The 12303-nt window shown below is 63.0% G+C and carries 15 protein-coding genes; 2 read left to right on the plus strand and 13 right to left on the minus strand.

The window, feature by feature from the left end; translation table 11 throughout:
* Positions 1-10: 10 nt before the first annotated feature.
* The gene (locus tag ACIQLI_RS20425) at positions 11-445 is read right to left on the minus strand and encodes a (deoxy)nucleoside triphosphate pyrophosphohydrolase (protein ID WP_354232451.1); all 435 of its coding nucleotides are present in this window, start codon (positions 443-445) and stop codon (positions 11-13) included.
* Positions 446-577: 132 nt separating this feature from the next.
* Here ACIQLI_RS20425 and ACIQLI_RS20430 point away from each other — a divergent pair, with 132 nt between their 5' ends.
* Positions 578-1786: an MFS transporter gene (locus ACIQLI_RS20430; protein WP_400391816.1), complete on the plus strand. Its 1209-nt coding sequence runs from the start codon at positions 578-580 to the stop codon at positions 1784-1786.
* Positions 1787-1905: 119 nt separating this feature from the next.
* Here ACIQLI_RS20430 and ACIQLI_RS20435 read toward each other — a convergent pair whose 3' ends face one another.
* From ACIQLI_RS20435 to infC, 4 genes are all read right to left on the minus strand, one after another.
* Complete coding sequence (locus ACIQLI_RS20435; RefSeq protein WP_400391819.1) at positions 1906-2817, minus strand: TrmH family RNA methyltransferase; 912 nt, start codon at positions 2815-2817, stop codon at positions 1906-1908.
* A gap of 26 nt (positions 2818-2843) precedes the next feature.
* Entirely contained in the window at positions 2844-3518 is a 675-nt protein-coding gene (gene rplT / locus ACIQLI_RS20440; protein ID WP_089594417.1) for a 50S ribosomal protein L20, read from the minus strand.
* Between the two features lie 119 nt (positions 3519-3637).
* Positions 3638-3832 carry a 50S ribosomal protein L35 gene (gene rpmI, locus ACIQLI_RS20445; RefSeq protein WP_011774324.1) on the minus strand — a complete coding sequence of 65 codons (195 nt, stop codon included), beginning with the start codon at positions 3830-3832 and terminating at the stop codon, positions 3638-3640.
* 121 nt (positions 3833-3953) lie between these two features.
* Positions 3954-5027, minus strand: coding sequence for a translation initiation factor IF-3 (gene infC, locus ACIQLI_RS20450; RefSeq protein ID WP_400391823.1), 1074 nt, complete (start codon positions 5025-5027; stop codon positions 3954-3956).
* Positions 5028-5434: 407 nt separating this feature from the next.
* Between infC and ACIQLI_RS20455 the strand changes: the two genes are divergently transcribed.
* Positions 5435-5836 (plus strand): DUF1844 domain-containing protein, encoded by a 402-nt coding sequence (locus ACIQLI_RS20455; RefSeq protein WP_089597300.1) that lies wholly within the window; start codon positions 5435-5437, stop codon positions 5834-5836.
* An 83-nt stretch (positions 5837-5919) separates the two neighbouring features.
* On the opposite strand, the gene ACIQLI_RS20460 is transcribed toward ACIQLI_RS20455, so the two are convergent.
* The 8 genes from ACIQLI_RS20460 to ACIQLI_RS20495 form a co-directional block, all read right to left on the minus strand.
* Complete coding sequence (locus ACIQLI_RS20460) at positions 5920-7224, minus strand: MFS transporter (protein ID WP_354232442.1); 1305 nt, start codon at positions 7222-7224, stop codon at positions 5920-5922.
* Positions 7225-7273: 49 nt separating this feature from the next.
* Positions 7274-8194, minus strand: coding sequence for an SseB family protein (locus ACIQLI_RS20465; protein ID WP_400391827.1), 921 nt, complete (start codon positions 8192-8194; stop codon positions 7274-7276).
* On the minus strand, positions 8194-8937 hold the full coding sequence (gene priA / locus ACIQLI_RS20470) for a bifunctional 1-(5-phosphoribosyl)-5-((5-phosphoribosylamino)methylideneamino)imidazole-4-carboxamide isomerase/phosphoribosylanthranilate isomerase PriA (protein WP_354232438.1): 744 nt from the start codon (positions 8935-8937) through the stop codon (positions 8194-8196). The genes ACIQLI_RS20465 and priA overlap by 1 nt, the downstream gene beginning before the upstream one ends.
* A 47-nt stretch (positions 8938-8984) precedes the next feature.
* Positions 8985-9143, minus strand: a complete 159-nt coding sequence (locus ACIQLI_RS20475; protein WP_198318392.1) for a hypothetical protein — start codon at positions 9141-9143, stop codon at positions 8985-8987.
* Positions 9144-9896, minus strand: a complete 753-nt coding sequence (gene hisH / locus ACIQLI_RS20480; RefSeq protein WP_400391830.1) for an imidazole glycerol phosphate synthase subunit HisH — start codon at positions 9894-9896, stop codon at positions 9144-9146.
* Positions 9893-10519, minus strand: a complete 627-nt coding sequence (hisB, locus tag ACIQLI_RS20485; RefSeq protein WP_281452163.1) for an imidazoleglycerol-phosphate dehydratase HisB — start codon at positions 10517-10519, stop codon at positions 9893-9895. The genes hisH and hisB overlap by 4 nt, the downstream gene beginning before the upstream one ends.
* A gap of 46 nt (positions 10520-10565) precedes the next feature.
* A complete protein-coding gene (locus tag ACIQLI_RS20490) occupies positions 10566-11684 on the minus strand; it encodes a histidinol-phosphate transaminase (protein ID WP_400391833.1) in 1119 nt (372 codons plus the stop codon).
* A gap of 78 nt (positions 11685-11762) precedes the next feature.
* Complete coding sequence (locus tag ACIQLI_RS20495) at positions 11763-12122, minus strand: LysM peptidoglycan-binding domain-containing protein (protein ID WP_207597037.1); 360 nt, start codon at positions 12120-12122, stop codon at positions 11763-11765.
* Positions 12123-12303: the final 181 nt, after the last annotated feature.

Here is a 12303-nt window from a genome sequence, read left to right on the forward strand (position 1 = left end):
GGTGGCCCTGCTATGCCGGTGCGACCACCCTGTCCAGCAAAGCCCGGACAATCGGGAAGTCCGCCGGGATCCAGGGAAGGCCAAGTGCTTCATCTCCACCCGTTAGTGATACCCACTGCAGTTCGTCATGGTCTTCCAACGGTGCGGGCTCGCCGGCAGTAAGTTCCGCAAACCAAACCCGCATGGCGGCCCGTTCATTGAGGACCCACCCTTCAGGGCGACCTGACTCCAACTCCCGTCCCAGCTGAACCTCAATGCCCAGTTCCTCGGCCAGTTCCCGGTGCAGGGCGGCTTCCGCAGTCTCGCCGGCTTCCACCTTGCCACCTGGAAATTCCCACATTCCGGCAAACTGCGGTGGTGCTGAACGGCGCGCAGCAAGAAGGCGGGTGGGTGCTTCCAAAGAATCGACGATCGCAGCGCCAACAACATTTATCAGTGCAGTCACTCCCCCAGTCTAGGGGCGGCCGCTTGATGGGCATCGTCACATTCCTGCGTCAACGACAAGCCGCGGGACTAAACTTGTTATCGGATTTTCTCCGCATTCCCAGCCCGCAAGGCACCCTCAAGAAACAGGCTTATGACTACCACCGTGTCCCCGTCCACTGCCGCTAAAGCAACAAGGCGCCACCTTGGCCTGGCCATCCTGGCGTTGGCCATGGGCGGGTTCGCCATAGGTACCACCGAGTTCGCCATGATGGGCCTCCTGAAGGAAGTGGAGGAGGGACTCGGCATCAGCACACCGGAGGCAGGAAACCTGATCTCGGCCTACGCCCTTGGCGTGGTCATCGGCGCACCGATTTTCGCAGCCTTCGGGGCCAAGCTCCCCAAGAAGCATCTCGCCTTGGGACTCATGCTGTTCCTTTCACTCGCGAACCTCACATCTTTCATCGCACCGGACTACGGCTTCATGCTGCTCTCCCGCTTCGCCTCGGGCCTTCCGCATGGAGCCTTCTTCGGCGTGGCCGCCGTCATCGCCGCCGGGCTCGTTGCTCCAACCAAGCGCGGGTGGGCGATATCGATGGTGATGGCCGGGCTCACAGTTTCCAACGTCATCGGCGTGCCCTTGGCCACTTGGGTGGGACAAACCTTTGGCTGGCGGCTGCTCTTCATCATTGTTGGCGCCATCGGACTAGTAACGGTGGCAATGGTATGGAAGTTCGTGCCCTTCGAAGCAGCCCACCCCGACGCCAGCATCCGTCGTGAACTTGGCGCCCTCAAGCGCCTGCAGGTATGGCTGGCCCTGCTCATCGGCGTCATCGGCTTCGGCGGATTCTTCGCTGTCTACACGTACATCGCACACACCATGACTTCCGTGGCAGGAATCCCCGAGAGCCTCATTCCAGCTGTCGTAGCCCTCTACGGCCTCGGCATGGTGGTAGGCAACATCGTGGGCGGGCGCATCGCCGACAAATCCGTCATGGGCACCATCTACTGGGTCATGCCGGGCATTGCCGTAGCCCTGGTGGTCTACGCCATCGCAGCGCACTGGGCATGGGCAGCGTTCATCATGGCGTTCGTTGTAGGGGGCGTCGGTTCGATGCTCACCCCTGCATTGCAGACCCGCCTGCTCGACGCAGCCCCGGGAGCCGCATCCCTGGCGTCCTCGCTGAACCACTCTGCCTTGAACATCGCCAACGCCTTGGGAGCCTTCCTGGGCGGCACCGTGATCGCGTGGGGCTGGGGCTATGTAGCGCCCGCCCTGGTGGGCGCGGTACTGGCCATCCTGGGCCTGGGCGTTGCCCTGCTCAGCGGCCTGCTGGAACGCAAACGACCACTTGCCGGCTGACCTTCGATGCCGTGCGGGGACTGGAACTTTTCCCAAGCCCCGCACAGCACGGCGATAGCCGCCACGATCGCTTTGGTACCGCCTCCTGGGCCAGGAAGAGTCTCCCGGCGACGCGCTGCTTACACATTCCCCACTGTGGCGCCCTGCTGGGAGCGTGCACTGGCGTAAAGGCACACGGTGGCTGCCGTGCCCAGATTCAGACTCTCAGCCGCACCGTAGACGGGCACAGCCACGCGGTGGTCAGCGAGCGACAACTCGGCATCTGACAAGCCCTGTGCCTCGTTGCCGAACAGCCACGCCGTAGGCGCCTCCAGAGCGTACTCAGACGTTACAGAATCATTCCCGAGCCTCCGGGCAGCATTTTCGTCCTGGAGCTTGTCAAGGTTGACGGTCCCGTAGCCGTCGGCGGCCAGGACACCGATACCGCGTTCCCTGCAGCGCTCCACCAGATCCTCAACATCGGCTCCAAGCACCACTGGGAGGTGGAACAGGGAACCGGCGGTGGATCGGACAGCTTTGGGATTGTAGATGTCCACGCTCGAGCCCGTCAGGACCACGGCATCAGCACCGGCCGCATCAGCTGCGCGAAGGACCGTGCCGGCGTTGCCGGGGTCCCGTACCTGGCACATGACCGCGATCAGGCGTGGACCGGCGTCGAGCACTGAGTCCAGGGTGACGTCCACAAAACTGCACACAGCCACAATTCCCTGCGGGTTGACCGTATCCGCCATGGCGGCCAGGACTTCGTCGCTTGCCAGCCGGAGCGGCGTATCCTGCGCGAGGTCTGCAAGTTCCGGAAGACGGTCCAGGCACGCTTCGCTGGCAAAAACTTCATGCACGACGGCGGGACCTCCCGCCGCTATGCGCTCACGGTGCAGGCTCAACGCCTCGCGTACCGCCTGCGGACCTTCCGCGAGGAAGCGCCCGCGTTTTAAACGGGCCGGGCGCCCGGCAAGCTTGGCGACATCCCTCACCCGATCAGCTCGGGGGTTGGTCATCGAAAAGTCTTGCGGGCGCCCGGTTTCGTTCATATAAAGAACTTTAGTGGCTGTTGCGACTAGTTCTTGATCTGCTGGCGTGCTTCGCCACCTGCAGGCTCAAAGCCGGCAGCCTTTGCAGCCTCAACGGTGGAGAACCAGTATTCAGCAGCGGTGGTGTTGTACCAGGTGGAACCCGGAACGTGGTACTTCTTGGACTCGGCGTTGCCCTTGATGGCGTAGCCTTCCGGAGCCTCGTCGCCATCAGCGGCAACTGCGCCATCGATGGCGGGCTTCTCGGAAACAACGGCCTTGACTGCCGTTGCCGTAGCGGCAGCCGGAGCAACCTTTGCAGCCTTCGGAGCAGCAACGGCCTTTGCGGCCGGAGCGGATGTGTCAGCCGGGAGTGCAGCCTTGGCAACGTTCACCAGAGCGGCGAAAGCGTTGGCGTCAGAGACAGCCAGCTCGGCCAGCATGCGGCGGTCAACCTCAACCTCAGCGGCCTTAAGGCCCTGGATGAGACGGTTGTAGGTAAGGCCGTTGGCGCGGGATGCGGCGTTGATACGCTGGATCCAAAGGCGACGGAAGTCACCCTTCTTCTTACGGCGGTCACCGTAGCTGTACACAAACGAGTGCAGCAGCTGCTCTTTGGCCTTGCGGTACAGGCGCGAACGCTGACCGCGGTAACCCTTGGCGCGTTCGAGGACAACCCGGCGCTTCTTGTGGGCGTTTACCGCCCGCTTCACACGTGCCACGTGCGTACTCCTTCAGAAATCTTTATCCCAAGCTGCTACTGCCGGAAACCCGGCCGGCCTGAGAAGGCTTTTGGTGTAGTCGGCTGCTGCCGGATGGCAGCACCCAAAGAACTTGGAACTTAGACGCCGAGCATCTTCTTGATGACCTTGGCATCGCCCTTGAAGACGAGCTTGTCGCCGGCGAGGCGACGGGTCAGCCTGGAGGACTTGTGCTCCAGGTAGTGACGGCGGTTGGCCTGCTGACGCTTCAGCTTGCCGGTACCGGTCAGCTTGAAGCGCTTCTTAGCACCGCTGTGGGTCTTCATCTTCGGCATGGGAACCGATCTCCTTACGTATCCACGGACAAGTCCGCGATTCTTTCGCGCAGCCGGCCCGCGAGGGCCGGCATGCTGGTTGCTTGCCGGTGGAGGCGGAGCCTCCTCGGCGTTGAACTAGTTAGTTGGTCTTGCGTGAAGCAGGCTTCGGCGCGGCTTTGGGGGCCGCGGGCCGAGCTGCCGGCTTGGGAGCTGCCGGCTTGGCCATGGGCTTCGGAGCCGCAGGAACCGCGGGCTTCGGAGCGGCCGGAACCACAGGCTTCGGCGTTTCGGCCGGGACAGCCTTCGCTGCCGGAGCCTTTTCGGCCGGAGCGGCCTTCGCTGCCGGAGCCTTTTCAACCGGTGCAGCCTTGGCCGGTGCAGCCTTGGCCGGTTCAGCCTTGGGAGCCGGGGCTTCCTTGACTACGGGTGCTTCTTCGACAACAGGCGCCGGAGCTTCTTCTGCGACAGGAGCTTCCTCGACCGCCACTGCCTCTTCAGCTGCCGGGGCCTCTTCAACAACCGGAGCCTCTTCGGCGACGGCTGCTTCAACCTCGGGAGCCTCCACAGTGTCCTGCGTGGTCTCGTCCTGGCCAGCCAGGAAGCCGGCCGGGAGAAGGTCACCCAAGGACTGCGTCAGCGGAGCCTGGTCACCAGTGGTGTCCACGTGTCCCGACGCCTTGGCCTCATTCTGGGCCTTGGCTTCTGCACGCTGGGCGGCACGGCGGGCTTCTGCCTTCGCTTCGGCCTTGTTCTTCAGCGGACCGATCACCATAACCATGTTGCGGCCATCAATGCGCGGGCTGGACTCAACGATGCCAACCTCGGCAACATCTTCAGCAAACTTCTGGAGCAGGCGGATGCCCATCTCCGGACGCTGCTGCTCACGACCGCGGAACTGGATCATGGCCTTGACCTTGTCACCGGCGCCGAGGAAGCGAAGTGCGTGGCCGCGCTTGGTTTCGTAGTCGTGCTTGTCGATTTTGAGGCGGAAGCGAATTTCCTTCAGAACCGTGTTGGTCTGGTTCTTGCGGGCTTCGCGGGCCTTGACTGCAGCTTCGTATTTGTACTTTCCGAAGTCCATCAACTTGCAAACAGGAGGCTTAGCCTGCGGGGCAACTTCAACGAGATCGAGATCGGATTCGGCAGCAAGACGCAGGGCGTCCTCGATGCGGACAATTCCTACCTGTTCGCCGGCAGGGCCGACCAACCGCACCTCGGGGACGCGGATACGCTCATTGATTCTTGGCTCGCTAATGTTAAAGCTCCTGTGGTTGTGGTGATGTCACCGGCAAATAGAGAAGGCCCCCAATTGCTGGTGCAATCGAAGGCCTCGAAGATCGGCTGCACTCCCCTTACGGGAAGTACGCACTATGGGCGGCTGTGCCACCCATGTGTCCGACCAGGTACCCGGCAACCTCTTGTCCCGAAAGGGATCATGTCCCTGAAGGGAAACGGCTGACGCGGGTGGGAGAGAACTCCGCTTGCAAACTGAAAGACAATTCTACAGAAACAACCCGCCGAGCGCACATTGCACGTGGCGGGAGCATTACTGCTGATCTTGGCCGTGAATATCTGGCCGTGAATAACGACTTCCAGTCGGTCTGTGACAAGCTTACCAGTATGAGCACTGAAGACAGCAATTCCCGCAACTCCTACAGCGAAAACGCGGCTTCCCCTGCCGCTGATGCCGGAGTTTCCCAGCAGATCCGCGACATCGCTGAAGTTCCGGCCGTAGAAGTCATCACCACTGGCGCCGTTCACCTGATGAGTGCAGCTGCCGTGAAGGTAGGCCTGGCGGATGACCCCAACGCCGAAGACCTCAAGGATCTCGACGAAGCCCGCAAGCTGATCACAGCCCTCGCCGGCCTTGTTTCCGCAGCCGCCCCGGAAATCGGCTCACAGCACGCCGGCCCGTTGCGCGATGGGCTTCGCTCACTGCAGTTGGCCTTCCGCGAGGCATCGCTGATTCCCGACGCCCCAGGCAAGGGCCCCGGCGAAAAGTTCACCGGTCCGGTGAACTAGCCGGCAACTGCCACGAGTTTCAACGACGGCGGGTCGACCACATGTGGTCGACCCGCCGTCGTGCTTTCCTCTGCTTCGGTCCGTCAGACGCGGGCGGCGCGTCGACGCAAGGAGGTCAGAACCAGGCCCGCAATACAGAGCACGACACCTGCCGAACCGATGGCTGCGAAGCCCGCTGAAGGACCCACTGCGTCGATGAAAACGCCGGCCAAGGGGGCGCCCAGCGCGACGCCGGCCGTCAGAGCAGAGCCGTACCAGCCCATGGCTTCGCCGCGGCGTTCCTCGTCCACGAGGTCGGCGACCTTCTCCGACGACGCGGACAGGACGGGCGCGCACAACAAGCCCGGCAGGAGTGACAGGAAAGCCAGGGTCCAGGTGTCTTGGGCAAACCCCATGGGGATGGTCAGCGCGGCCATGCCCAACAGCAACAGCATGGGCGAAATGGAGCGCTTCATGGAGCCGTAGATCAGTCCGCCCACCACGGATGAGGCGCACCAGAAGAAGAACACGATGCCAATTTCATTCTCGTGCCCGCCGCGCTCCAGCAACCCGACGATGCTCACATCCGAGCCGCTGAGCACCATGCCCGAACCCGCCGCCACCGTAAAGAGAGCAGCCACGGATGCGGTGAACCACGTGAAATTCCTGGCGACGCGGCTTCGGAGGGCTGCCCCGCGCGAGGTGGAGGGCGCCATTTCCGATGCCGCTTCCTGGACATGGGCCGGGGCCGAGGCCACCATGGCCGCTTCAGCCGCAGCAAGGTCCGCTGCGGCCCGGTCCGCGGACTCCTCCGGCGTGCAGGCCGCTTCGGTTCGCGTTGGCGGGTTGAACCACATGAGGAACAGGCCGGCCACGGAAACCGAGATACCCACCGCAGTCAGGCCTATCGCCGAGTGACCGCTCGTGGCAACAATGGCGCCAACGGCCGGACCAATCATGAAGACGAGTTCCGTTGCGATGGAATCGAGGGCGAACGCAGACCGGCGCTGCTCCCCCTCCACCATGACGCCCAGTGACTGACGTACAACACTGAAGATCGGCAGGGTGAAGAGCCCGCCAACAAAGACCAACGGCAGAAGCCACTCGTAAGATACATGCGGGACGATCGACCAGATCACGGTCTCGGAAACCACCGACGGGATCAGGGCCTTCCGCAGGCCCACCATATCCACCCTGCGGCCCCGCCACGGCGCGCCCACGGCGATGCCAATGGTCATCACGGCCGCTGCCGCACCTGCGGCTGCGTAGCCCTGGCCCAAGGTCAGGACGATGTGCAGGGTGAGGAGAACCCCGGCCGCAGAATGCGGAATACGGGCGATCATGCCCACCACCAGCAAGCGCCGGACAGGGCGGATGGACAGCATCTCCTTGTAGAGAGCGAAATTCACTGGCTAAATCCTCTTGTTCCCCCGGGGCAGACCGGGGAACCGGCTGCCGTTAGTGCGGCCCAGGCTCCTGCGCCGCACGCTGCAATTTCACTTCAATGGAGTCAACGCCCTCAGCGAAGGAATCCATCCGCGCCCACGCCTCATTGAGTTGCGTCACCAGCGTTTGTACGGCCACAGCGTCGAGGCCATCTTCGAGGAAGAGCACCACCCGTAACTCCGGACCCGAACCACCGCCGGACACCGTCCGCCCGTCAGCAGTCATCGACGCAACGCCTGCGCCGGGCTGCGTCTCCAGCCGCCGCACGGTACGGAAAGCTGACACGGTTGAAGCGAGAGCAGACTCCAGTTGATCATCAAGGTATGACGGCGTCCAGTCCCGCTGCTGGGCGAGGGCCCACACGGCCGGGCGTCGGACCACGAACGTGAAGTCCGACCCTGGATCCAGCACCAGCAACTGCGCACCCTCGGAGACCGCAGAAAGAGCAGCCCGGGCCGCATAAACCGCCACGGGACGGGCTTCCCCGTGCCAAGTTTCCAGCGCAGCCGCCGAAGTAAAGACAGGCATGGCTTTGCGCCCATCGGGCGCCTTGAGTGTGACCAATGCCATATCTGCCTGTTTGTCGGCATGCAGTCCGTCGAGGCCGGCGGCCTCCTCTGCCAACTGGGCAACAACGGGAACAAACACCCGGGCAGTAGCCAGTGAGGCGACAACATCGGCCTCGGTTCCGGTGCCGTTGATCAACGCAGCCATCGCGGTGACGTAGCCGGCGTCGGCCGTTCCGTCGTCGTCCTCAAAGTTATGGATCCTGGCGTCGTCCCCACTGAGGCTCCTGCCTGCCCACGGTTGCCCGGCAGAGTCAGTCGCTCCCCCGGCCCCGGCCAGGGCGGCAGCAATGTGGCCAGGCAAGTGCCGGCTTCCTGCACCGGGGTGGCCTTGGTGACTGTGTGCTTGTTCGGAGTCCTGGGGCATCAGCGACGACCGGCAACGTCCAGGGCTTCGGGCAGCGTGAAGGCACCGGCATAGAGCGCCTTGCCCACAATCGCACCCTCTACGCCAAGCGGCACGAGTTCACGCAGGACGCGGAGGTCCTCAAGGCTGGAAATGCCTCCCGAGGCGACAACAGGCTTTCCCGTCTTCTCCACCATCTGCCGCAGCAGCTCCACGTTGGGCCCCTGCAAGGTTCCGTCCTTGGTGACGTCCGTGACGACGTAGCGCGCGCAGCCGGCATCCTCAAGGCGGGCCAGGACTTCCCAAAGGTCGCCACCTTCCTTGGTCCAGCCCCGCCCGGCAAGGGTGGTACCCCGGACATCAAGTCCGACGGCGATCTTGTCACCGAAGCGGTCAATGGCCCTGCGGGTCCACTCGGGGTTCTCCAGTGCTGCCGTGCCAAGATTCACCCGCGCGACGCCCAGTTCCAAGGCGCGATCCAACGATTCGTCGTCGCGCAAGCCACCGGACAGCTCAACCTTGACGTTCAGCTGCTTCACTACCTCACTGATGAGGTCAGCGTTGTTGCCGCGCCCGAATGCGGCGTCGAGGTCCACCATATGAACCCATTCAGCACCGGCATTCTGCCAGTTCAAGGCTGCTTCCAGAGGAGTTCCATAGCTGGTCTCCGAGCCGGCCTCTCCTTGGAGGAGGCGGACTGCCTGGCCGTCAACAATGTCGACGGCGGGCAGGAGTTCCAGAACGGGCTGGGCAGAGGTGGTCATGTGGGTCCTTGGAGTTCGAGGTTTGACGCGGGTGCTTGGTGACCGGCTCAGTTACCGGGCAGCGTCAGGAGGTAGGCGGCCAGCAGGGACAACCCTGCCAACACGTAGAAAGAGATGGAAACCCAGCGGGGCTTCTTTTGCTGATGGAAGGAAATACCGCCGCCCACCAGCACGCCGGCAAGGCCCATGAGGACAACAGACCACATCTAGGCGGCACCGCTTCCGGAGGTTTCTGCTGCTGGAGTGGCGGTCTTCTTCAGGCCGTCAACCCAGTTCCGCAACAAGCGCGCGCCGGCGTCCCCCGACTTTTCCGGGTGGAACTGGGTAGCGCACAGCGGACCGTTTTCCACGGCGGCGATGAACCGTGCGCCGTGCTCGGACCACGTCACCTGCGGCGGGGCCATGCGAGGCTGCACAACATCGAAGTTCCAATCCTGCACACCGTACGAATGCACAAAATAGAAACGCTCATTTTCGACGCCGGCAAAGAGCTTGGAGCCTTCCGGGACGTCCACGGTGTTCCACCCCATGTGCGGGACAACGGGAGCAGGCAGGAGCTCCACTTTGCCGGGCCATTCGGCCATGCCCTCGGACTCGGTGCCGTGTTCGACACCGGCTTCAAACAGGACCTGCAAGCCGACGCAGATGGCAAGCACGGGCCGGCCGCCGGCAACCCGGCGTCCGATCATCCGGATGGCGTCCACGGCCTTGAGTTCCTTCATGACGGTCTCGAACGCGCCGACGCCGGGAACCACCAGTCCGTCGGCGTTGAGTACGTCTTCAGGCTTGGAGCTCAGCACTACATGGGCACCGGCACGCTCCAGTGCCCTGACAGCCGACCGTACGTTGCCCGAACCATAGTCGAGCACCGTGACGGTGGGCTTGCCTTCCGGGGACTCAGGCTTGACCGAAGCGATGGTGTCGGCCACTGCCCCGTCCTTCAGGACCTGACCACTCACAATGCCCCCTTGGTGGAGGGGATGCCCTCGACCCTGGGATCGGATTCCACTGCGGCACGGAGTGCCCGGGCAAAGGCTTTGAATTGGGCTTCCACGATGTGGTGGGGATCGCGGCCGGCGAGAACGTTCATGTGCAGGCAAATCCCGGCGTGCAGGGTGATGGCCTCAAAAACGTGGCGGGTCAATGAACCAGTGAAGTGACCACCAATCAAGTGGTACTCCTGGCCGGCCGGCTCTCCGCCGTGAACCAAGTACGGGCGGCCGGAAACATCCACCACGGCGTGGGCAAGGGCCTCATCCAGAGGAACAGTGGCTTCGCCGAAGCGGCGGATGCCTGCCTTATCACCCAAAGCAGTGCGCAGCACCTCGCCAAAAGTGATGGCAACATCTTCAACGGTGTGGTGTGCATCGATGTGGGTATCGCCGGTGGCTTTCACAGTCATGTCAATCAACGAGTGCTTGCACAGCGCCGTCAGCATGTGGTCGTAGAACGGAACCGAGGTGCTGATGTCCGAGACACCCGATCCGTCCAGGTTGATCTCCACCAGGACGGAGGATTCGCTGGTGGTGCGCTCCATGCGCGCGGTGCGGGCAGCGGACGGCGTGGCGCCGGTTTCGCTCATTGGGACGTCCTTATACACGAAGAGGGGGTTGGGTCTATGGACAAGTTTAGGCGGGCTGTGACGCCCGGCCGTCCAGCAGCGCTTCCAGCGCCTCAAGGAAGGCCGTGGTTTCCGGCTCGGTTCCGGCAGTGACCCTGAGGTGGCCGGGAATCCCGACATCGCGGATCAGCACGCCGGCGTCAAGCAGGCCCTGCCAGATCGCGTGAGGATCCTTGAGTCCGCCGAAGAAGACATAGTTGGAGTCCGACTCCGCAGGTTTCAGGCCCATGCGCAGGAGCTCGGTCACAATACGGTCGCGCTGAACCTTGATGTCCTCGACATCTGCCATGAGGGCTTCGCGGTGGTTGAGCGCAGCCAGGGCGGTTGCCTGGGTAACAGCCGACAGGTGGTACGGAAGGCGGACCAGCCGAATGGCATCCGTGACCTCGGGAGCTGCAGCCATATAACCCAGCCGGGCACCGGCAAGGGCAAAGGCCTTGCTCATGGTGCGGGAAACGATCAGACGCTCGCGTCCCGGCAGCAAGGTCAGGGCGCTCGGGGTATTGTCGTGGGCGAACTCGTGGTAGGCCTCGTCAACGATCACTATTGCCTGGCTGGCTTCGCCTGCATAATAAACAGCTTCAACGACATCCAGTCCCAGACCTGTTCCCGTGGGATTGTTGGGCGAACACAGGAACACGATGTTGGCCCCGGTTTCGCGAACCTGCGCTGCAGCGGAGGCAGCGTCCAGGCCGTAGTCCTCAGCCCTGACTCCGCGGACATATTCGGTATCCGTGCCACTGGCCAGCAAGGGGTACATGGAGTACGTGGGCGGGAAGCCCAAGGCTTTCCGGCCGGGTCCGCCAAATGCCTGGAGGATCTGCTGCAGAACCTCATTGGAGCCATTGGCCGCCCAGATGTTGTCCGGAGAAAGATTGTGACCCAGATACGCTGCCAGCGACTGGCGAAGTTCCGTGAACTCCCGGTCCGGGTAGCGGTTAAGTCCTGTGGCTGCAGCAGCAACAGCTTCCGTGATGGCCGCTTGTACATCCGCGGGGACGCCATGGGTGTTTTCGTTGACGTTGAGCAAAATGGGGACATCAAGCTGCGGAGCGCCATAGGGGCTCAGTCCACGCAGGTTGGTCCGGAGGGGTAGTCGGTTAAGTCGCTCAAGCTGGTCACTCACCACCACAGTTTAAGGGGCTGCCGGGACTGCCGACTAACTGTGACGCCGGGCGGCCGGCTCACGCGGGGACGCAACGTACTAATTTGCGGGCACGAACAGCTGCTGACCGGGCTGGATGCGGCCGCCACGGAGGTCGTTGAGCTGGATGATCTCCGCAATCACATCGCGGGGATCCCGCTCGGGAGCAGCGGCTCCTGCAATACCCCACAGTGACTGTCCCGGCTGAACCGTAACAGTGACGGCAACGGGCGGCTGGAGTTGCGCCTGGGAATCCGAGGCCTTGGCCGGTGAGGTGATAAATCCAGCCAGGCTCAGCAGCGCAGCCACCAGCAGCATTGCCGGGATGCCGAAGAAGACCATCCGCCCCCGACGGGTCAGGCGCAGACGCGCGGGCGCCTGGGTGGTGCGGAAATCAGCGAACGTAGTGATTGCGGACATGAGCTGAGCCCTTCTGAGCTATTGCCGTGCACCGGATCCCGGTACATGGCTGCCAATTCTTTGCGTTCCCCCGCCCGGCTCCGTCAGTTCGAACACTTCGTTCGAACATCCATCGTCAGCGTCAGGTTTATAGAACACATATTCGAACCTTGCTATGACATTTTTAGCACTTATCAACGAA

This window comes from Paenarthrobacter sp. NPDC091669 (assembly GCF_044756725.1).
In the GTDB taxonomy this organism is placed as follows: domain Bacteria; phylum Actinomycetota; class Actinomycetes; order Actinomycetales; family Micrococcaceae; genus Arthrobacter; species Arthrobacter bambusae_C.